Annotated in this window: 24 protein-coding genes; 12 read left to right on the top strand and 12 right to left on the bottom strand. The window is 68.3% G+C overall.

The annotated features are described in order from the left end of the window. Window positions 1–143: 143 nt before the first annotated feature. The 3 genes from BIU82_RS11235 to BIU82_RS11245 form a co-directional block, all read right to left on the bottom strand. Window positions 144–365: a hypothetical protein gene (locus BIU82_RS11235; RefSeq protein ID WP_070349552.1), complete on the bottom strand. Its 222-nt coding sequence runs from the start codon at window positions 363–365 to the stop codon at window positions 144–146. Then, on the bottom strand, window positions 362–1,561 hold the full coding sequence (locus tag BIU82_RS11240; protein ID WP_070349648.1) for an inorganic phosphate transporter: 1,200 nt from the start codon (window positions 1,559–1,561) through the stop codon (window positions 362–364). Before BIU82_RS11240 ends, BIU82_RS11235 begins: the two co-directional genes overlap by 4 nt. Before the next feature lie 131 nt (window positions 1,562–1,692). Next, entirely contained in the window at window positions 1,693–2,241 is a 549-nt protein-coding gene (locus tag BIU82_RS11245) for an HAD domain-containing protein (protein ID WP_070349649.1), read from the bottom strand. Window positions 2,242–2,465: 224 nt separating this feature from the next. Here BIU82_RS11245 and BIU82_RS11250 point away from each other — a divergent pair, with 224 nt between their 5' ends. From BIU82_RS11250 to BIU82_RS11265, 4 genes are read left to right on the top strand one after another with little or no spacing between them, the layout of a single operon-like run. Beyond that, entirely contained in the window at window positions 2,466–3,707 is a 1,242-nt protein-coding gene (locus BIU82_RS11250; RefSeq protein WP_070349553.1) for an aminotransferase class V-fold PLP-dependent enzyme, read from the top strand. Further along, on the top strand, window positions 3,704–4,558 hold the full coding sequence (locus BIU82_RS11255) for a PaaX family transcriptional regulator C-terminal domain-containing protein (RefSeq protein ID WP_070349554.1): 855 nt from the start codon (window positions 3,704–3,706) through the stop codon (window positions 4,556–4,558). The genes BIU82_RS11250 and BIU82_RS11255 overlap by 4 nt, the downstream gene beginning before the upstream one ends. A 9-nt stretch (window positions 4,559–4,567) precedes the next feature. Continuing rightward, window positions 4,568–5,188: an L-threonylcarbamoyladenylate synthase gene (locus BIU82_RS11260; RefSeq protein WP_070349555.1), complete on the top strand. Its 621-nt coding sequence runs from the start codon at window positions 4,568–4,570 to the stop codon at window positions 5,186–5,188. After that, window positions 5,185–5,859 (top strand): alpha/beta family hydrolase, encoded by a 675-nt coding sequence (locus BIU82_RS11265; protein WP_070349556.1) that lies wholly within the window; start codon window positions 5,185–5,187, stop codon window positions 5,857–5,859. Before BIU82_RS11260 ends, BIU82_RS11265 begins: the two co-directional genes overlap by 4 nt. 16 nt (window positions 5,860–5,875) lie before the next feature. Here the strand turns inward: BIU82_RS11265 and hrpB are convergent, their stop codons facing one another. Further along, window positions 5,876–8,515 carry an ATP-dependent helicase HrpB gene (gene hrpB, locus BIU82_RS11270; protein ID WP_070349557.1) on the bottom strand — a complete coding sequence of 880 codons (2,640 nt, stop codon included), beginning with the start codon at window positions 8,513–8,515 and terminating at the stop codon, window positions 5,876–5,878. Window positions 8,516–8,751: 236 nt separating this feature from the next. Here hrpB and BIU82_RS19705 point away from each other — a divergent pair, with 236 nt between their 5' ends. Genes BIU82_RS19705 through BIU82_RS11285 form a run of 4 tightly spaced genes read left to right on the top strand, consistent with a single transcriptional unit; the run spans window position 8,752 to window position 11,016 of the window. Next, complete coding sequence (locus BIU82_RS19705) at window positions 8,752–8,922, top strand: DUF4175 domain-containing protein (RefSeq protein ID WP_139146584.1); 171 nt, start codon at window positions 8,752–8,754, stop codon at window positions 8,920–8,922. A gap of 24 nt (window positions 8,923–8,946) precedes the next feature. Further along, the gene (locus BIU82_RS11275; RefSeq protein WP_070349558.1) at window positions 8,947–9,204 is read left to right on the top strand and encodes a DUF6458 family protein; all 258 of its coding nucleotides are present in this window, start codon (window positions 8,947–8,949) and stop codon (window positions 9,202–9,204) included. Window positions 9,205–9,237: 33 nt separating this feature from the next. Beyond that, the gene (locus BIU82_RS11280; protein ID WP_070349559.1) at window positions 9,238–10,053 is read left to right on the top strand and encodes a DUF1206 domain-containing protein; all 816 of its coding nucleotides are present in this window, start codon (window positions 9,238–9,240) and stop codon (window positions 10,051–10,053) included. A 6-nt stretch (window positions 10,054–10,059) separates the two neighbouring features. Next, the gene (locus BIU82_RS11285) at window positions 10,060–11,016 is read left to right on the top strand and encodes a DNA topoisomerase IB (RefSeq protein ID WP_070349560.1); all 957 of its coding nucleotides are present in this window, start codon (window positions 10,060–10,062) and stop codon (window positions 11,014–11,016) included. Here BIU82_RS11285 and BIU82_RS11290 read toward each other — a convergent pair. Beyond that, complete coding sequence (locus BIU82_RS11290; RefSeq protein ID WP_070349561.1) at window positions 11,013–11,345, bottom strand: MerR family transcriptional regulator; 333 nt, start codon at window positions 11,343–11,345, stop codon at window positions 11,013–11,015. The genes BIU82_RS11285 and BIU82_RS11290 overlap by 4 nt on opposite strands. Window positions 11,346–11,467: 122 nt before the next feature. Between BIU82_RS11290 and BIU82_RS11295 the strand changes: the two genes are divergently transcribed. The 4 genes from BIU82_RS11295 (at window position 11,468) to BIU82_RS11310 (ending at window position 13,467) form a co-directional block, all read left to right on the top strand. Continuing rightward, window positions 11,468–11,890, top strand: coding sequence for an Hsp20/alpha crystallin family protein (locus BIU82_RS11295; RefSeq protein ID WP_070349562.1), 423 nt, complete (start codon window positions 11,468–11,470; stop codon window positions 11,888–11,890). 92 nt (window positions 11,891–11,982) lie between these two features. Continuing rightward, entirely contained in the window at window positions 11,983–12,300 is a 318-nt protein-coding gene (locus BIU82_RS11300; RefSeq protein ID WP_070349563.1) for a J domain-containing protein, read from the top strand. A 46-nt stretch (window positions 12,301–12,346) separates the two neighbouring features. Then, window positions 12,347–12,913: an isochorismatase family cysteine hydrolase gene (locus BIU82_RS11305; RefSeq protein ID WP_070349564.1), complete on the top strand. Its 567-nt coding sequence runs from the start codon at window positions 12,347–12,349 to the stop codon at window positions 12,911–12,913. 89 nt (window positions 12,914–13,002) lie between these two features. Further along, on the top strand, window positions 13,003–13,467 hold the full coding sequence (locus tag BIU82_RS11310) for an SRPBCC family protein (protein WP_070349565.1): 465 nt from the start codon (window positions 13,003–13,005) through the stop codon (window positions 13,465–13,467). A gap of 22 nt (window positions 13,468–13,489) precedes the next feature. Here the strand turns inward: BIU82_RS11310 and BIU82_RS11315 are convergent, their stop codons facing one another. The 7 genes from BIU82_RS11315 to BIU82_RS11345 all read right to left on the bottom strand — a co-directional run bounded on the left by BIU82_RS11315 (window position 13,490) and on the right by BIU82_RS11345 (window position 19,814). Continuing rightward, window positions 13,490–14,656: a cytochrome P450 gene (locus tag BIU82_RS11315; protein ID WP_253182748.1), complete on the bottom strand. Its 1,167-nt coding sequence runs from the start codon at window positions 14,654–14,656 to the stop codon at window positions 13,490–13,492. 133 nt (window positions 14,657–14,789) lie between these two features. Further along, window positions 14,790–15,038: a hypothetical protein gene (locus tag BIU82_RS11320; RefSeq protein WP_070349567.1), complete on the bottom strand. Its 249-nt coding sequence runs from the start codon at window positions 15,036–15,038 to the stop codon at window positions 14,790–14,792. Between the two features lie 13 nt (window positions 15,039–15,051). Then, window positions 15,052–16,212 (bottom strand): Vms1/Ankzf1 family peptidyl-tRNA hydrolase, encoded by a 1,161-nt coding sequence (locus BIU82_RS11325; RefSeq protein ID WP_070349568.1) that lies wholly within the window; start codon window positions 16,210–16,212, stop codon window positions 15,052–15,054. Further along, a complete protein-coding gene (locus BIU82_RS11330) occupies window positions 16,209–16,442 on the bottom strand; it encodes a hypothetical protein (RefSeq protein ID WP_070349569.1) in 234 nt (77 codons plus the stop codon). The genes BIU82_RS11325 and BIU82_RS11330 overlap by 4 nt, the downstream gene beginning before the upstream one ends. A 9-nt stretch (window positions 16,443–16,451) precedes the next feature. Continuing rightward, window positions 16,452–16,988 (bottom strand): SRPBCC family protein, encoded by a 537-nt coding sequence (locus BIU82_RS11335; RefSeq protein WP_070349570.1) that lies wholly within the window; start codon window positions 16,986–16,988, stop codon window positions 16,452–16,454. An 88-nt stretch (window positions 16,989–17,076) separates the two neighbouring features. Further along, the gene (locus tag BIU82_RS11340; protein WP_070349571.1) at window positions 17,077–18,837 is read right to left on the bottom strand and encodes an alpha-amylase family protein; all 1,761 of its coding nucleotides are present in this window, start codon (window positions 18,835–18,837) and stop codon (window positions 17,077–17,079) included. A gap of 2 nt (window positions 18,838–18,839) precedes the next feature. Beyond that, the gene (locus tag BIU82_RS11345) at window positions 18,840–19,814 is read right to left on the bottom strand and encodes a TIGR03885 family FMN-dependent LLM class oxidoreductase (RefSeq protein ID WP_070349572.1); all 975 of its coding nucleotides are present in this window, start codon (window positions 19,812–19,814) and stop codon (window positions 18,840–18,842) included. Window positions 19,815–19,827: the final 13 nt, after the last annotated feature.

The following is a 19,827-nucleotide window of genomic DNA, read 5'->3' on the forward strand; positions in this document are numbered from 1 at the left end:
CAGTCCGTGCATGGCCCCACACCCGACCCAGGGCGGCGCAATGGCCCCCGGAAAGGAGGCCGGTCAGCTTGCGCAGCTACACAGCCGATTATTCTCCCGAATGGAGTGAACGGCCAGAGCCCGGCCGCCCGGAATCCGGGCCGCTACTTGCTGAAGTACGGGACGATCAGGTAGATGCCGAACAGCACGGCCGCACCGCAGGCGGCGAAGCATACGTATGCGAGGGAGCGTGCCAGCGCCGGCGACTTGTTGCCGGCGTCGGCAGCCACGGCGGTCAGGCGCACGCCCAGGGAGTACAGGACCACCAGGACCACGGCAGAGACCAGGGTTGCACCGGCAACCTGCAGCAGTTCCAACCACTTCATCGCTGGGCGTCCTTGCTCTTGTTCTTTGCGGACTTCTTCTTCTGGAACCTGACGGCGGTCCCGGCTTCTTCGACCTCCACGGCGTTGTGGTGGCCCACGTGCGACTTCCGGGAGTAGAGGAACATGAACAGCACAGCGGCGCAGCCGACGACGGCGGCGATCACGACGCCGACGGTGCCGGTGCCCACGAGCAGCGCCGTCAGGGCACCCACCGCTGCGGCGGCCGGCAGGGTCAGGAGCCAGCCGACGCCGATCCGGCCCACCATGCCCCAGCGCACCGTAGTGCCCTTGCGGCCGAGGCCGGAACCGATGACGGAACCGGAGGCCACCTGCGTGGTGGAAAGCGCGAAACCTAGGTGGGAGGAGGCCAGGATGGCGGAGGCGGTGCTGGACTCGGCGGAGAAGCCCTGCGCCGGCTTGACCTCAGTGAGGCCGGAGCCCATGGTGCGGATGATCCGCCATCCGCCGGCGTAGGTGCCGATGGCGATGGCGAAGGCACAGGCTGCGATGACCCAGAACTGCGGGCCGCTGCCGGGCTCCTGGGTGCCGCCGGCGATCAGCACCAGGGTGATGATGCCCATGGTCTTCTGGGCGTCGTTGGTGCCGTGGGCCAGTGCCACAAGGCTTGAGGTGAAGATCTGGCCGGTACGGAATCCGCCGCGCTTCTGGGTGAGCTTGTCACCGGTTTCGGGATCGTGCCGGGACGTGAGCGCATAAGCCAGCCGGGTGCAGACATAGGCCACTGCACCGGCGATCAGCGGGGCGAACACCGCGGGGAGGATGACCTTCATGAGCACGGTTTCGAAGTTGACCGAGTGGAAGCCGATGCCCACCAGCGCGGCACCGATCAGGCCGCCGAAGAGGGCGTGGGAAGAACTGGACGGCAGGCCCTTGAGCCAGGTGAACATGTTCCAGAGGATGGCGCCCATGAGTCCGGCAAAGATGATGTCCGGGGTGATGTGGATGCCTTCCGAACCTTCGCGGATCAGCCCGCCCGAGACGGTCTTGGCGACCTCGGTGGACAGGAACGCACCAACCAGGTTCAGCACGGCAGCCAGGGCCACGGCGGTCTTGGGCTTGATGGCGCCGGTAGCGATGGGGGTTGCCATCGCATTGGCGGTGTCGTGGAAGCCGTTGGTGAAGTCAAAAAATAAGGCCAGCGCTATGACAAGCGCGACCATGAAGGTGATTTCCACCTGGTTGCCCAATCTGCAGAGTCGACGTTCAGCAGTTCCACTCCCCGCGCCGCCACATCACAAGTTCAACAGACGTTTACCTGTCAACCCTTGCGGAGGTCATCCATGGCTGGCATGAAACCTTTAGAATCCTACGTTGCATCGGGGGCAGCGCAAAACACTTCCGCGGCGGATTCCGGATCAAAGAAAGCCTCGACGGCATCGAGGTGCCGGGGCGTCAGTCCCCGCCTCGGATCGGGTGAAATATGGAGCATCCGCCTGCCCCACCCTTCGGCCCACGCCAAGGCCTGCGGCTCATGGTCGAGCTGGTCGTCCAGCCAGATCAGGCGATCGGCGGGATTACGGGCCACATCGCGGCGGATGGCGTCCAACTTCCACCAGTTGCCGCCATGGTCCCGTCGGGCGCCGGAGAGCACCGGCCAGGCTCCGCCGTCGAGCATGATCGCCGGACAAAGAAGTTCCGGAGCCATGCGCTCCCATGTGGTCAACCACACACATCTCATTCCGGGCCGGACCGCCAGCGCATTGAGCCTGCTGACGAGTTCCGGAGCGAAGGCGACATCCAGGACGCCCGCGTCAGCCAGCACCCAGTCGCCTCCCCAGCCGGTGCGCCCGCATGCGCCATAAGGATTGATGACCCCGTCAACGTCGAGGTACAAGGTAGCGCTTGATGTGCGCATCTCCCCGGACATATCAACTCCCGCGCCCGGCACCGCGTCCGCCGCGGCCGCCGGGGGTCCCAGCGTAGCGCCGCCACGGCCGGCAGAACAGGGCTGCGACCTGTTTTTCAGCCCGGCATTTCCGCGCTGAATTTCACTATCGCAACGACCGTCACGCAAATGTTATCCTGAAGCCACTTGCGGCCCCGCAACCGCGCCCCGCACCGAGTGATGAGGAGCTTCCTTTGAGCACTGCCACCGCCCCGGATTTCGCCACTGCCTCGGCCGCGCTCGATGCCGCCGATCCCCTGGCCGCCTGCCGGGAGCTCTTCTACAGTCCAGCCCCTGACGTGCTTTCGGCCTACCTCGACGGCAACTCGCTTGGACGTCCCCTCAAGGCCACGGCGGAGAATCTTCCGCGCTTCGTCGAAGACGCCTGGGGCAGCCGGCTGATCCGGGGCTGGGACGAGAAATGGATGGACGAGCCCCTGGCTGTCGGCGACCGCCTGGGCGAGGTGGTGCTCGGCGCCGCACCCGGCCAAGCGTTCGTGGGCGACTCCACCTCGGTGCTGCTGTACAAGCTGATCCGTGCCGCCGTGGACGCCAACCCCGGCCGCGACGAGATCATCGTGGACCGGGACAACTTCCCCACTGACCGCTTCATCGTCGAAGGCATCGCGGCCGAACGCGGTGCAACCATCCGCTGGGTGGAATCCCGGCCGTCCGACGGCGTCCGCCCCGCGGACCTGGCGGAACTACTCAACGAACGCACCGCCGTCGTGGTCCTGAGCCATGTGGCCTACCGCTCGGGGTTCCTCGCGGATGCCCCGGCCATCACGGCACTGGTGCACCAGGCCGGCGCCCTGATGCTGTGGGACCTGTGCCATTCCGTCGGCTCGGTGCCGCTCGAACTGGACGCCTGGGGCGTCGACCTCGCCGTCGGCTGCACCTACAAGTACCTCAACGGCGGCCCCGGCTCCCCCGCCTTCGCATACGTGAACAAGGCGCTGCAGGGCCAGCTCCGGCAGCCGATCCAAGGGTGGATGGGCGCACACGATCCTTTCGGCATGACGGACAGCTACCGCCCGGCCGACAACCTCCGCCGCTTCATCACCGGAACTCCGCCCATCCTGGCGATGCAACCACTCAAGGACATGGTGGAGCTCATCGGCTCCGTGGGCATGGACGCGGTCCGGGAGAAGTCGGTCAAGCTGACGGAATACGCGCTCGAGCTCGCCGATGCGCTGCTGGTGCCGCTCGGCGCCAAGGTGGTCAGCCCGCGTGATCCCGCCGAGCGCGGCTCGCACATCACGGTGGACCACCCCCGCTTCGCCGAGGTCACGCAGAAACTTTGGGAGCGCGGCGTCATCCCGGACTTCCGTCCGCCGCACGGCCTCCGGATCGGGCTCTCCCCGCTCAGCACGGGTTTCGCCGAACTTGAGCACGGAGTGCTCTCCATCCGCGACGTGCTGCTCGAACTTTCGTGAGCGCTTTCCTCGACGACCTGGACTCCCGCCCGGGGAGCACCACGTCACTGTTGCGCACGGTGATCGGACTGTACCTGCGCGACGCCGGAGGCTGGCTGCCGTCGTCGGCCTTCCTGCGGATCATGGAGGCACTGGAGGTGCCTGCCGCCGTCACCCGCACGACGCTCAGCCGCCTGAAGAAAAAAGCAGTCCTCGAGCAGGAGGCGCGCGACGGCGTCGCGGGCTATGCCCTGACGGCGGACGCCGCCGTGATGCTGGCCCGGGGCGACAGCCGGATTTTCGACCCGCAGGAAATGGCCGAGGGCGAGCCGTGGTGCCTGGTTTCCTTCTCGATTCCGGAGACCGAGCGGGAGAAACGCCATCAGCTCAGGCGGCGGCTCCACTGGAGCGGCTGCGGCACGGTGGCGTCCGGCCTATGGATCGCCCCGGGATTCCGGCAGGCGGACATCGAAGAGGTCCTGGAAGCCCTGGATGTGCGGACGCAGGCGACGTTGTTCCTGACGTCTACCCCCTTGCCGGGCGGAAGCCTGCGGGCAGCCGTGGCGCAATGGTGGGATCTCGACGCCGTTGCCGGACTGCACCGCGGCTTCCTCCGGGACGCGGCGGGGTACTTCCGATCCGGGGAGCTGACGGAAGCAGCCGCCCTGGCAGCCTACGTGCGGAGCATCGACAGCTGGCGGGCCATCCCCTACCTGGACCCCGGCTTGCCCGTTTCCTGCCTTCCGGAGGACTGGCCCGGCAGGGAGTCTGCTGCCCTCTTCCGTGCTGCGACGGAAGCGTTCGCCGCTCCGGCCGCCGCCTACGTGCGCGAGGTGGTGGAAAGCGGTGCCGCACGGGCCGCGTCCCAGTAAGCTCGGGGCATGGCCAGATTCTTCGACGTCCACCCGGATGATCCGCAGCCCCGCTTCGTGTCCCAGATCGCGGAGATCGTACGATCCGGCGGCCTGATCGCCTACCCCACGGATTCCTGCTATGCCTTGGGCGCCCAGCTGGGCAACAAGGAGGCGCTGGAACGCATCCGCGCCATCCGCAGGCTCGATGACAAACACCACTTCACGCTGGTCTGCAAGGACTTCGCGCAGCTGGGGCAGTTCGTCATGATCGACAACGACGTCTTCCGCAGCATCAAGGCCGTCACGCCCGGCAGCTACACCTTCATCCTGCCCGCCACCAAGGAAGTGCCGCGCCGCCTCCTGCACCCGAAGAAGAAGACCGTGGGCGTGCGCATCCCCAAGCACAACTTCGTCCACGCGCTCCTCGATGAACTCGGCGAGCCCCTCTTGTCGAGCACACTGCTGTTGCCCGGCGAAGAGGAGCCGCTGACCCAGGGCTGGGAAATCAAGGAGCGGCTGGACCATGCCGTGGACGCCGTCGTCGAGGCCGGGGACGTGGGTTCCGAGCCGACCACGGTGGTGGACTTCTCCGGCGGCGGTGCCGAGGTGGTCCGCCGCGGCACCGGCGATCCCTCGAGGTTCGAATGAGCGCGCCGGCTGTTGCTGAAGAACCCGTCTCCATCGACGTGGACGGCACCGCGGTCTCCGGGTTGTATGCGCGTCCGGAGAACCCCTACGCCACCGTGGTTGTGGCGCACGGGGCCGGCGCCGGGATGGAGCACCCGTTCATGGCGGGTTTCGTCCGGGCCTTGAACGACGACGGCGCCGCCACTTTGCGCTTCAACTTCCCCTACCGCGAGGCCGGCCGGAAGTTCCCGGACCGCCCGCCGCTGGCGATCGCTACGTGGCGCGCCGCCCTGGCCGAAGCGCAGGCCCGCTCGCAGGGGGAACCGTTGTGGGCGGCCGGCAAGTCCTTCGGCGGGCGCATGGCCTCGATGGCCGTGGCGGAAGGGATGCCCGCGGCGGGCCTCGTGTACCTGGGCTATCCCCTGCATCCGCCGGGTAAGCCGGACAAGCTCCGGGACGAGCACCTCTACGGCATCACAGTGCCGATGCTGTTCCTCCAAGGCACCAAGGACACCTTCATGACCCCGGAGGTGCTGGAAAACGTGGTTTCCAGGATCGGCCCGAACGCCGTCCTGGAGTGGCGGGAAGGCGGCGGCCACACCTTCGAGGTGGCCGGGCAGAAGCGCAGCCCCGCGGAACTGGGCGCCTCCCTGGCGCCCTCCGTGGCGGCGTTCATCCGGGCACGCCCGTAAGCCGGCCCCTGGACGCTCAGCCCCGCGGTTTGGTGCGGGCCGTCGCCTGGGCGGTCCACGGGTCTTCGGGCCACGGATGCTTGGGGTAGCGGCCGCGCATTTCGGCCCGGACCTGCGCATAGGGCCCGGCCCAGAACGATTCGAGGTCGTCGGTCACGGCCAAGGGGCGGCGGGCCGGTGACAGCAGGTGGAACAGCAGCGGCACGCGCCCCCCGGCAATCCGTGGCGTCCCGGCCCAGCCGAAGCATTCCTGCAGCTTGACCGCCACCACCGGGCGGCCGCCGTCGTCGTCCGCTTCCGGGTACTCGATCATCACGTGTGAGCCGCTGGGCACCTCCAGGCGTTCCGGAGCCAGTTCAGCGAACCGGGAGGCGTCCGGCCAGGGAAGCAGCCGGCGCAGCGGCTCGGCCAGATCTATCCCGGCAGCCGCGGCACCGCCGGCCAGGGCGTCCAGTTCAGGGCCCAGCCACTCATCCAACCGTGCCAGAAGGGTGGCTTCCGAGACATCAGGCCACGGCTCCCCCAGTTCCCGGTGCAGCAACGCCATCCTGCGCCGGAGCGTATCGGCGGCAGGCGACCAGCCGATCATCGCCAAGCCCTGCTCCGCCAATGCCGCAGCGACCGCGGCGCGGCCCTCCGGGTGCCCCGGCCGCACCGGCGTCGACGACAACACGATCGCTCCGAGCCGCTGCTCCCGGCGCGCAGTTACCTTGCCCTTCACGAAGCGGGCGTCGACCGTGTCCGAAAGCAGGTGGGAGGCGGCGGCTTCGGCGGCATCCGCCGGGAGGGGTACCGCGGCACGGATGACGGCGCCGGTCCCGGCTGCATCCCTGCCCGCTGCCCGCGACACCTCGGCCACGGCGAGCCAGTCATGCCCGGCCAAAGGACTTCCGGAGGGCAAGCCCGCCCGGGTCCCGGAGGCAAGGAGGTATTGCGGCGCGCCGTCGCCCGGAACGCGGCGCGCCACGCGGTCCGGGTACGCCAGGGCCACCACGAACGCCAGCGCGTCCTTGCCGCGCAGTCCTTTCGGGAACCCGCCGGGATCTCCGACGGCGTCCGTCTGGCTGCGCGCGATCGCTTCAAAACGGCGTACATCCTCGGCCCAGCGTTTGGCCCCGGGATCCTTGCCCTGCCGCAGGGCCGGCAGGAGTCCGGCCACATCCGCCCCGGAGGCGCGCTGCTCGCCGGAAACCAGGGCCACTGCTTCGGCGGCAGTGCGGGTGCCGACGACGGCGGCTCCCTCCAGCAGGGCACGCGCGAGCCGGGGCTCCGCGGGGACGCCGGCCAGGACGCGGCCGAGGGCGGTGGCATGCCCGGCGTCGTCCACGGCGCCAAGTTCGCGCAGGAGTTCCACGGCGTCCTCCATGGCAGCACGCGGCGGCGCATCGGGGAGGGCGAGCCCCGCCCCTCCGGGAGCGCCCCAACAGGCCAGCGTGAGGGCGGCTCCGCTCAGTTCGGCGACGGCGATCTCCGGAGTCCGGTGTGCCGGCGCGGCCGCGAAAGCCTTCTGCTCGTAACAGCGGACCACGGTACCGGGGCCCTGACGTGCCGCGCGGCCCGCGCGCTGTTCGGCGGATGCCCGGGAGCAGGACACCGTCACCAGCCCGGTCATGCCGCGGCCCGAGTCGCGGCGCGGTTCGCGGGACAGGCCCGCGTCCACCACCAGCCGGACGCCCGGAACCGTCAGCGAGGATTCGGCGAGCGCAGTGGACACGATGATCCTGGGTGCCCCGCCGGGCTCACGCCCTGAGACGGCGCGGTCCTGGGCCGCGGGTCCGATCTGCCCGTGGAGTTCGAGGATTTCCGTGCCCTCCGCCTGCTGCCTGAGCCGTGCTGCCACGTGGGACACTTCCCGTGCTCCGGGGACGAAAACGAGGGCGTCCGTGGCGGGATGGGCAGCGAGCGCCGCCGTATGGGCGCCGGCGGCAGTGTCGGCCACATGGTCGAGGAAGGCCCGGGTCACGCCCCGTTCGTCCAGCCGGGGCACCGGAGCGGGCGACCAGACTGTCTCCAGCGGGTACAGCGCGGAGGCGCAGTCGACGACGGGAAGCGGCCCGTCGCCGTCGGAGGCCAGGAGAGCGGCGAAGCGCGGGGCGTCCACGGTGGCGGACATGGCCACCAGGCGGAGGTCGCCGCGGAGTTGGCGTACCTCGGAGAGCATGCCCAGGAGGAGGTCGCTTTCGAGTCCGCGCTCGTGCACTTCGTCGAGGACGACAGCCTGGGTTCCTTCAAGCCCGGGGTCCGCGAGGAGGCGGCGGAGCAGGATTCCGGGGGTGACGAATTCGACGGCGGTGCGCGGCCCGGCGAGCCGTTCGCCACGGACGGTGTAGCCCACTTCCTCCCCCGGCCGGCCGCCATGCAGGGCGGCGAGGCGGCGTGCGGCCGAGCGTGCGGCGACGCGGCGCGGCTGGGTGACGACGACCTTGGGCGTACCGCTTCCAGCGGGCCCGGCAGCACACAGCTCCGCGACGAGCGGCGGAACCAGCGTGGTTTTGCCGGTCCCGGGCGGCGCCTGTACCACGGCAGCGGATCCCGGGTCCTCGAGTGCCGCGGCCAGTTGCGGCAAGGACCGGGCAAAGACGAGGCCCGCGCCAATGCGGTGGAGGTCGAACAGGGCATGTCCGACGGCGGCACCGGACGAAGAAGCTGAGGTCACCTTTCCATTGTCGCCGCCGCTGACGGGTGCCCCTCAAACTTGATAAGCATGCTTACTAATGCCATGATGTGAGGTATGGGACGGTTTTGCCGCAGGACCCGCACGGACACAGCACCGTGACCGGCACCGCGGCACTCCGCCGCTGACCATCCTTCGGACGAGGCCGGGGCGCCCGACGGGATCGCCGCACTTGATGCCTTCACGGCGCAGTGCATACGTCGAAAGGAAATCCCATCATGAATACCCTCCTCATCGTTGCAGGCGTCATTGCAATCGTCCTGCTGCTCGTCGGCGGATTCACGCCGGCACTGAACTTCCTCCTCTGGGTAGGAGTCATCCTGCTCGCCATCGCGGCCATCGGCTGGCTCCTGAGCTACAGCAACGGCCACCGCACGACGGGACTTTAGAGGGGGCTACGAAAGGAGCACGGGATGTACATAGGCACCTCGATCTTCCTCATCGCAGTGGGGGCCATCCTGGCCTTCGCCCTGACACCCGGCATCATTCCGTTCCTGGACCAGCAAATGGCCGGGTACATCCTGATTGTCGTCGGAGCCATCGGCCTGATCGCATCGTTGATCTGGGCCGGCCCGCGCCGCCGGCACAAGACCAGTGAAAGCCACCGGTCCGTGGATCCGGACACCGGCGAAGCAGTCACCCGCAGGGAGACCCGTGACACCGGCATCTGATCCACTCCACACCGCGCCGTTCCCGGACGCACCATGAACCGGGCGGCGCGGAACGCCGCCAAGTCCGCCGAGGCCGCGAGCAATTCCACGTCACTGGAAACCGCGGCCCGGGCGGGCTTTGCTGCGAGCGGCGTGCTGCATGTCCTCATTGGGGCGATCGCCCTGCAGCTGGCGCGCGGATTGAACGGAGAAGCGGACGTGGGTGGCGCCGTCGCGCAACTCGCCGCCCGGCCGGGCGGCCCCTTCCTGTTGTGGACCTGTTTTGCCGCGTGCGCGGCCCTGGCCCTGTGGCAGGCAGGCAACGCCGTCTTCGGCAAGCCGCGGGCACACGGCAAGAAGCCCACCACGCGCCTGAGTGCCGCAGCCCAGGCGGTTGCCTTCTCAGCGATGTCCCTTACGGTGCTTGTCTTTGCCCTCGGGGGCCGCAGCGACAGCCGCGAATCCACCAGCGACTTGAGCGTGGCGATCAGCCGGGCGCCCTGGGGCACAGCACTCCTTGCCGTGATCGGCCTTGCCATCATCGGCACCGGAATCTTCTTTGCCGCACGCGGAGCCCGCGGCGGCTTCAGGAAGGACCTCTTCCTGCCCGGCGCGACGCTCCCCCGCAGGCTTGTGCTGGTGGCCGGGACGGCCGGGTACCTGGCCAAGGGCCTTGCCCTCCTCCTGGTGGGCCTGCTGGTCATCATGGCCGCGGTGCACCGGCAGCCTGAGCAGTCCACGGGTCTCGACGGCGGCCTGAAGGCCCTGCGTGAACAACCATACGGACCGTACCTCTTGGCAGCATTGGCGCTCGGCCTGGTCTGCTACGGCTGCTTCCTGATCCTCAAGTCCAAGTACGCGCGGATGTAGCGGGCGATGGTCCGGCTCAAGCGCAGCGATCCCGCCCGCCCGGGCATCCGGCGGCGGCGTTCCGGCCGCGGTTTCAGCTACCGCGACGCTGACGGCCGCCCGCTGGCGCCTGAGGAGCGGGAACGCGTCAGGCAGCTGGCGATCCCGCCGGCGTGGCGGGACGTGTGGATCTGCCCGTTTCCGAACGGCCATATCCAGGCCACCGGAACCGACGGCGCCGGCCGCCTCCAGTACATCTACCATCCGCTCTGGCGCGAGCGGCAGGACGCCGAAAAGTTCCAGCGCGCCGCACGCCTTGGCCTGGCCTTGCCGAAGCTGCGCGCCATGGTTGCCCGCCACTTGCGGGAAGCAGCCTCCCCGAAGACCCGTACCCTGGCAGCGGCCGTCCGTCTGATGGACCGTGGCGCCCTGCGCATCGGCGACGAAAGCTACCGGAAGCAAAACGGCTCGCACGGACTGACCACGTTGCGCTGCCGCCATGTAAGCATCGACGGCAACATGGTGCATCTTCGCTTTCCAGGAAAGAGCGGGCAGCGGTTCGAATGCAGTTTTGCCGACGCGCGGCTGGCTGCCTTCCTGGAGCCCCTGGCCGCGCGTGCCCCGCGCGAGCCGCTTCTCGCCTTCGAGTTGGACAGCGGTCGGTTTGCACTGGAGGCAGGAATGCTCAACGACTACATCCGCCGCTGCGCCGGCGACGGCTTTACCGCGAAGGACTTCCGCACGTGGAAAGGGACCGTTACGGCGGCACTCAGCCTCATCCGGGCCTCCAGCGACACCCCGCCACGGGCCGCCCTGGCACAAGCCTTCGAGGACGCGGCGGCGCTGCTGGGCAACACCGTGGCGGTCGCCCGGGATGCCTACGTGGACCCGCGCGTCATAGCGGCCTTCCAGGACGGCACGCTCCGGACCCTCCCGCCGCGGGAGGCCGCCGTCGCGCAGTTCCTCACGGACAAGGCCAGCTAACCGGCCGGTTTTCGCCGCCGGGCCTCGGCCGCCTGGGACTCCGCTGCCTTGGACTTGGCGAGGTCTTCGCTGAGGGAGCGGTTTTCCGCCTCAAGCTCAAGGACCATGCGGATCCCGGCCAGATTCAGGCCCTCCTCCAGGAGGACCGCTATGCGTCGCAGGACAACAAGGTCCAGCTCGCTGTAAAGACGGGTGCCGCCGGCCGTCCGCGCCGGCGTCACCAAGCCCCGACGCTCATACAGGCGAAGATTCTGCTGCCCGGTGCCCACCAGCTCAGCTGCCACCGAAATAGCGTAGACGCCGCGCGCCTCAACTCCGGGACGGGCCATGCAACTCCTCCTGATAAAAAGCTGTTGCACCAGCTGGGTGCCGGTGCTATAAGAAATATATACCCGCTGATATAGATTTAGCGGGCTGAAGGGTAGTAATCATCCGTAAGGAGTGAGAGACCATGCTGATGCGCACCGATCCCTTCCGCGAGTTCGACAGGCTCGCACAGCAGGTGTTCGGTACCACCGCCCGCCCGGCCGTCATGCCGATGGACGCCTGGCAGGAAGACGATGAATTCATTGCCGCGTTCGACCTTCCAGGCGTGGACCTGGAAACCATCGACCTCGATATCGAGCGCAACGTCCTGACCGTCCGCGCCGAACGCAAGGCTCCCGCTGGAGAAGGCACGGAACTGGTCGCGGCCGAGCGCCCGCAAGGTGTCTTCAGCCGCCAGCTGATCCTCGGCGACGCGTTGGACACCGAAGGCGTCAAGGCAAGCTATGACGCCGGCGTCCTGACCGTCCGGATTCCGGTTGCCGAAACAGCGAAGCCCCGGAAGATCGAAATCTCCTCCAGCGAGCAACGCCAGGAGATCAGCGCCTGACCCATCCCTATCCCCCGATCACACCGTCCGTTCGATGGCCTCCGGTACCGCCCGGGGGCCATCGGCACCTGCCGCACGAAAAGCGCCTGTCCATGCTTCCCGACTACTACGCCCACCTTTCTGTGTCCCCCGCTGCCACCCGGGCCGACATCGCCCGCGCCTACCGGATGCTCATGCGCACCCACCACCCCGACGCCGGCACTCCCGACGGCGGGGCCGACCCGCAGGCTCTCCAGCAGGCCATGGACGCTTACGCCGTGCTGTCCAGCCCAAGTCGCCGTGCCGCCTACGACCGTGCGCTGAAGCAGCAGGCACGGCCGGACCGCCCCGCCGCTCGGCCACGCAGATCCCGCACCCAGGCAGACGGGCTACTCATCGCCGTCGGGCCCGTCCGCATCGAAAGGCGCTAGGCTACCGGAACGGGGCGCTACTGGAACGGGACACCAAGGAGGCAGAATGATCGCGGTGCTGGTCATCGACATGCAGAACGCCTACTTTGAGGATCCGGCACTGGACGTGCACCGCGAACGGACCATCCAGGGATGCAATGCCCTGATCGCCTCCGCCCTCAGCCACGCGGTGCCGGTGCTGCTGGTGAAAACGGAACACGAACAGGACCGCTCCACCTGGACCCTGAACATGCTTGATGACAATCAGGGCTTCATCTTCCGCGGAAGCAGCCAGGCGGAGTTCCTGCCCGGACTGATCACGGCGGGCCTGCCGCAGCTCACCAAGATCCGCGACAGCGGTTTCATCGGAACCGAACTGCTCTGGCGCCTGCACAACTGGCGGGTGGACACCTTGGTCCTGGCCGGGGTCTCGGCCCACAACTGCATCGCCCAGACGGCCGCGGATGCCTTCGCGCACAACTTCCGCGTGATCCACGCCGTGGAGGCGATCGCGGGCAACGATCCGGAGCTGGAAGACAGGACGCGGGAGCTCCTGGCTCGCGAATACCGGCAGAAAATGCTCAGCAACGCGGACATCACGGCACTGTTTGCCACGGCGGGCGCCACCCCTTGAACCCGCCTGCCCTTGGTCCTAGCGTGGAAATGAGGCCAAAGGCCCTCGAACCGTCCAGGGCCTGACCGGGATCGCAGGAGGGATCTGCCATGGCCACTGTCCACGAATCAATCCGCGTCAACGTGCCGCTGTCCCAGGCGTATAACCAGTGGACACAATTCGAGGAATTCCCGCACTTCATGAGCGGAATCCAGGAGGTCCGCCAGGTTGACGAAGCCCTGGTCCACTTCACCACCGGGATGGCCGGTGTCCGCCGGGAATTCGACGCACGGATCACCACCCAGGTGCCGGACGAGAAGATCGCCTGGGAAAGCGTGGATGTCCCGCACAACAAAGGCGAAGTGACGTTCCACGCCTCCAGTCCCACCGAAACCGAAGTCACCGTGGACCTGGACTGGGAGCCGGAATCGCCGGCCGAACGGCTGGGCGCAGGCGCCCACCTCGACGAACGCCTGGTGAAGAAGGACCTCCGGAAATTCAAGGAGTTCATCGAAGGCCGCGAAGTCGAGACCGGCGCATGGCGCGGAACCATTACCGAAGGGCACGTGGAGTAGCCGGTTTCAAGGAGCGGCGCAGCTACCGCCGCCTGCGCCGCTCCAGTACCAGGCCGCTGCGCGGCAACGCCGGGATCTTCGCCAGGTCCACAGTGAGGTCCTGCGCGGGCACGGTCCATCGCTCATCCGTGGCCAGGATCCGCAGCGCACGGTGCAGCAGTTCCATGGTCATGTCTTCCCCCGGGCAGCGGTGGCCTTGCAAAGGATCGCCCGCGCCCTGCGGAATGAGGCCGAACGGCCCCGGCTGCACGTCCCCCGTGGCGGCGGGCCGGAACCGTTCGGGCTGGAACGCCCCGGGATCCTCGAAGATCCGCGGGTCGTGGTTGCTTCCGTACAGGTCGAGGATGGCCCAGTCACCCTGCGTGAAGGAGTGGCCGTGCCACTGCAGGGCCTGCCTGGCCGTGCCCGCCACGAAGGGGAAGAACGGATAGAAGCGGCGGACTTCCTGCGCGAAGCATTCGAGGTCCACCTTGTCGCCGCCGGCCAGGACGGGCCGCCACTCCGGATGGCGGTGCAGTGCCAGCGCGGCGAAGACGATGTACCGGCCCACGGCCACCACCGGGCGGAACAGGTTCAGGAGTTCGACGGCGGCAACCTCCTCGGGGAGCAGCCTCCCCTGCAGGTCGCGGTGGAGTGCGACGGCGAGCGCCGGGGCCAGCTGCGCGAGCATCGCGTGGTGCCCGGCGCTGTCCGTGTCCCCGATACGGCTGCCTCCGGCACCGTCCGCGCCGGAACGGAGCCGCCGGACGCAGTCCCGGGCCCAGGCTTCTGCCGCGCGGCGCCGCCGTCGGGCATGCCAATTGGCCGGTCCGAAACCCGCGGCCTGTTCGACCATCAGCTGCAGGTCCCTCGCCCGCAGGGCCGCCGTGCCGGGATCCACCGGGAGGCCGGACCAGCGGAACACGGCGGAGGCCAGCACCGCAGAGACGTCTTCGTACAGGATGATCCTACGCGGCCGGCGGACCTCGGCACGGTCCCATTCTTCGTCGAAATAGTGGCCGAGCTCCTGCGCTCCATGCCCCTCGGCCACATCGATGAAGAGGTCCTTGCGGTGGCGGTGTGCTTCGCCTTCGAGGGCCTGGACGCTGCCGGCATCCTGCAGCAGGTGCTTGGCTGAGCGGGGTATGGCACGTGCGCGGACGAAGCGTCCGCCGTCGTAGAAGAACTCGGCCGCCTCGGCGCCCCGCATGCACACCACCGGGCGCAGGAACAGGCGGGTCCGGAAAGCATCCGTTCCCAGCCTGTCACAGGTGGCTGAGACAAAGGTGTAACCCTGCCTCAGGAGAGGCAGGGTACTGTCGGGCAGGCGCGGGATCATGCGGCTAGTCGCTCGGGCTCAGCTTCGTGGTCAGGCTGCGGTCGTCCACAGTGGCATCGTCCTTTTCCTCCGCGGGCCCGCTGGGGTCCTTGGACCCTGCCATTCCGGGCAATCCCGTGGATTCTCCGCCCAGGTTTCGCGGCGCACGGACTTCGGGCCCGTCGTCGCCGGCTTCCCCATAGGCGTCGCGGGGCACCAGGTGCGCGGGGTTCTGGATGCCGTCATGGACCAGTGGCGCGCTCTTGCGCTTCATTGCTCTTTCCTCCTCAGGCCGCAGGTTCAGCCGGGGTGGGCGGCCCCACCGGCCACCTCAGCAATGCGGCGATTTCCACTCCTCCGGGCATTTCCGCGCCCGGAAGCATTGCAACGCCGGCGTCCGTCAACACGGCCGCGCGCAGCAGCGCAGCGGGTGCGGGAGCCTCTCCCAGCACGCCGGCGCCGGAGCTTTCGGCTTCGGTGGACGCGATCCAAGGCTCGGCGTCCAAGGCCAGGACGCGGCGTTCGCGCAGGGCCTCATCGCCAAGGATGAGGGTGTCCACCTGGGCCTGCTGCAGGGCGTGAACCACTGAACCCAGTCCGGTGACGCACAGCGGTGCGGCCTGTCCTTGTTCCTCGGCAAGCCGGTTCACCAGCGCTTCGTCGTCCTCGGCCCATTCCCGGGCCACGATCACGGCCACTTCGGCGTCGAGGGCATCGGGGTCCGCGCCGCCGGTGCGACTGTGCAGGTCCACGGTGCGCAGTTTGGCACGGGTCTCTTCAGCAAGGGCACCAGCCACCAGTTCGCGCGCCTTCACGTCGCCGGCGAGGATCACGATCCTGGCACCGCTTTCCCGGGCGAGCGCGTCCAGCCGGGCCGCAACCTCGGTGGCGTTCTGGCGCCATACCTCTTCGGTCCGGTGCTGGTAGCTGTACTGCGCCCAGCCGCCGCCGGGATGCTTGCTGACGTTTTCGCCGGAGCCCTTTACTTCTTCAGTGCGGACGGCGTCCTTGGCGTGGCCGGCCAGCGAGCGCCCTGCCCGGTGCAGCCGGATCTCCGCGTCCTGGCGCCCCACTTCTGCCACCACATAGGGGTAGTCGTCAGGTTGGTGCAGCGCCAAGGGCAGCAGGTCCGGAATGACGCCGGCAGTTACCTGCTCGGCGATCACGGGCGGCCCCGGAAGGATCTCGTTGACGTCCACCTGGCCATGGCTCACCACTGCGAAGCGGCTCACCGGCTGCGGTTCTCCGGCGGCCGGCTGGAGGACCTCCACCAAGGCGTCGACGTCCGTGCGCGCGGCGCCTTGGCCGGCGAGGGCGTCACGGATGTTCCCGGGCGCGGCATCGGCGGCCTCCATGCGCTCCACCGTTCCGGCACCGGCATCCACGTAGGCCGTGCACCAGGGGCCACGGCGGCGGAGCAAGGGTGCCAGGTCTGCGAGGCAGGTCATCGTTCATCGCCGCCTCGGTCGTCGCCAGTGGCGCCCTCGTCCGCGTCATCCCTGTCCGTGTCATCGGGGAATGGTTCGGTTTCCCGCCATTCTTCAACGTGGGCGGGCTTGTTGCCCTTCATGGCCCCCTGGGTTTCCTGTTTCATCTTGTCGTCGAGCCGCGGGCCGTGGGTGGTGTTTCCCCGCTCGGCTTCCTGCGCGGCTCCGGATTCAACTCCGTAGTCAGCCATGGCTGCTCCTCAGAAGTCCCTTCCGCCGGTGGGCGGAGGCGGCTCCTCGTCCAGCATGGTTCCGCCGGAGCCTGCCGGCGGCTCGTCGACTTCGCCAGCCACCACGGTGGAGCGCCAGGCGCCGGTCTCCGTGCCGCGGTTCTCGATGAACTTCTTGAATTTGTTCAGGTCTGCGCCCACCTGGAGTTCGTCGACTCCGACGGCGGCACCGGTCTTCTCAGCGACGCCTTCCGGCGTCCACTCGATGGTGACGTTGACGCGCGTCCGGTCCGGGCCCAAGGGCTCGAAGCGCACCAGTCCGGCGTTGCGCGGCCCGTCCACGCTTTCCCAGCTGATGACGGAGTCCGGCACCTGGTCCAGGATCCGGGCATCGTATTCACGGTGCACGCCCGCGGTGTTGGTCGAGAAATGGAGGGTGGTGTCATCAAGTTGCCTGACGGACTCCACCCCGCTCATGAATTCGGGGAAGGTTTCGAACTGTGTCCACTGGTTGTATGCCGTGGTCACCGGAACCTCAACCTCAATGGTCTGATCGACAGTAGCCATCACGTTCTCCTCACATAGTGGATTCGATGGGATGCGGTGCTACCTTTTTCACGCTATCGAGGGCTCCGGCGAACATCAAGGCATTTTGCTAAGTCTGCTTATCTTTTTTGCCGGAAGTGTTCCGGGCCTCCGCTTCCTTGGCGGAGTAGGTGGTCTGGACCTCGGGAACAACGCCCTGGCCGCCACCGTCCGAGGCCAGCCGGAGCCAGCGGAAACCGTAGGGCCCCAGCCGAAGCCGCAGCGCACCGCCGTCGCCGATGTCCCGGCCCGGCCCGCCAAGCAGGTCCCGCACGGTGGCTCCTTCGTGCTCCGCGCCGAGCTTGAGGGTCACTGTTGCCGGTTTCGCGGCGAAGTTGTGCACCGCGATCATCGAAGCCCCGTCCCAGCTGCAACGGTGGGCCAGCACGTTCGGCACCGGCTGTTCGAGGAGCTCGAAGCTCCCCCACGCCATTTCCGGGTACTCGCGGTAGATGCGGATCAGCTCGCGGATGAAGTTGAAAAGCGACGCCGGGTCCCGCTTCGCTGCTGACACGTTGACGTGCCGCGGCCCAAAGCTGCCCTTCACCGGCGGGCGGGCCAGTTCGGACGCCGGGCGCGCCGAAAACCCGCCGTTGGGTGCGGAGCCCCACTGCATCGGGGTACGGACCGCCATCCGGTACCCGAGCGAGGCATCCTCCCCCATGCCGATTTCCTCGCCGTAGTACAGCGACGGCGTGCCCGGGAGCGAGAACAGCAGCGAGTAGGCAAGCCTGAGGCGGGCGGGATCGCCGTCGAGCATGGGGGCGAGCCGCCGCTTAAGGCCGCGGTTGTACACCTGGAACTTCTTCTGCGGCCCGAAGGCGGCAAAGACCTCGGCGCGTTCGGCTTCCGTCAGCAGGTCCAGCGCAAGCTCGTCGTGGTTCCGCAGGAACGTGGCCCACTGGACGGCGGCCGGCACCTCCGGGCGGTTCTTCAGCACGCCGGCCACCGGCCCGGCATCTTCCCTGGCCATGGCGAGGTAGCAGCTCTGCATGAGCGGGAAGTCGAAGATCATGTCCAGTTCTCCGCCGTCGGATCCGCCGAACAGCTCCAGCTGGTGGCGGTACATCAGGTCCACCTCGCCCAACAGCACGGAGTGCCCGCGGCGGCGGCCCATGAAGGTGCGCAGCTCGCGGAGGAAACCGTGCGGATCGGTGAAGCCAAGTTCGTTTTCGATGGTGTCGTGGATGCCCACCGTCAACAGCTGCGGGACCGCATCCACGCGGAAGCCATCGAAGCCCAGCTCCAGCCAGAAGCCGATGATCTTGGCGATTTCGTCCCGCACCTTCGGGTTGGCCATGTTCAGGTCCGGCTGGTGGGCGTAGAAGCGGTGCAGGTACCAGTGCCCCGTGATGGGATCGTGGTTCCAGATGCTGTCCTCTTCCTCGTGGAACACCACCGCGTCCGAGGTGTCCGGCGGCGGGTCGGCCCGCCACACGTAGTAGTCGCGGAAGCGGTTGTCCACGCTGGAACGCGACTCCTTGAACCAGGGGTGCTCGGTGCTGGTGTGGTTGACCACGAGGTCCGCGATGACCCGGATGCCGCGGTGGTGGCACGCCCTGAGGACCTCCACCAGGTCGCCCAGGCTGCCCAGCCGCGGGTCGACGCCGTAGAAGTCGGTGATGTCGTAGCCGTCGTCGCGGTTGGGGCTCGGATAGAACGGCATCAGCCACAGGCAGGTGACCCCGAGGTCGGCGAGGTAATCAATCCGTTGGGCCAGGCCGGCGAAGTCACCCACGCCGTCGTCGTCCGAGTCCATGAACGTTTCCACGTCCACGCAGTAGATGACCGCGCTCTTCCACCAGAGATCGGCGGAGTCCGAGATGCGCATGCCTACTCCTTCCCGTCCCGCGCCTCAACAAACGGCAGGACCTCCCGGCCGAAGCAGTCGATGAAGGGCCCCAGTTCCTGGCCCACGTGGTGCAGGTAGATCTCCTCGAAGCCCAGCCGGGCGAAGCCCGTCAGCCACTCAATGTGCCGGGCCGGATCCGCAGACACCAGCACGGCCTCGGTGACATCGTCGACGGCGGCGCCGGCCGAATGCTGTTCGAACTCTTCCGTCGTGGCCAGGTCCCAGGCATGCGGCGGCGACACCGTCGCATTGCGCCACTGCCGGAGCGCGAGCTCCTCCGCCTCGGCTTGGGTTGCCGCCCAGCTGAGATGGACCTGCAGCACGGCCGGACCGCGCCCTCCGGCGGAACGGTACGCGTCCAGCACATCGCGGAGGGCAGGCTCCGGCTGGTTCACCGTGATGATGCCGTCGGCCCAGGCCGCCGAGCGCCGTGCCGTCTGCGGGGACACCACGGCGGCCAGCAAGGGCGGCCGTTCGGCGGGCCGGTCCCAGACCTTGGCGCCGCTGAGCCGCACCAGGCCGTCATGGTCCACGGTCTTGCCCTCGTGCAGGGAACGGATGGCCTGCGCGCATTCCTCCAGGCGGCGCTGGCGGGTTTCCTTGTCCGGCCAGGCATCCCCGGTAATGCTTTCGTTGATGTTTTCGCCGCTGCCCAGGGCCATCCAGAACCTGCCCGGGAACATGTCGGCCAGGGTGGCCGAGGCCTGGGCGATGACCGCCGGGTGGTAGCGCTGGCCGGGCGCGGTGACGGTGCCGAAACGGAGCCCGGTATCCGCCAGCGCCGCCCCCAGCCAGGACCAGGCGAAGCCGGAATGCCCTTGCTCGCGGGACCACGGGTTGAAGTGGTCCGAGCACATGGCTGCGGCGAAACCGGCGGCTTCCGCGCGGCGCATGTCCGCGAGCAGGCGGCCGGGCCCGATTTGTTCGTGCGAAGCGTGGATTCCGATAAGCACCATTGCCTTCCGGTCT

The sequence above is a fragment of the Arthrobacter sp. SW1 genome, from assembly GCF_001766675.1.
Taxonomy (GTDB): domain Bacteria; phylum Actinomycetota; class Actinomycetes; order Actinomycetales; family Micrococcaceae; genus Arthrobacter.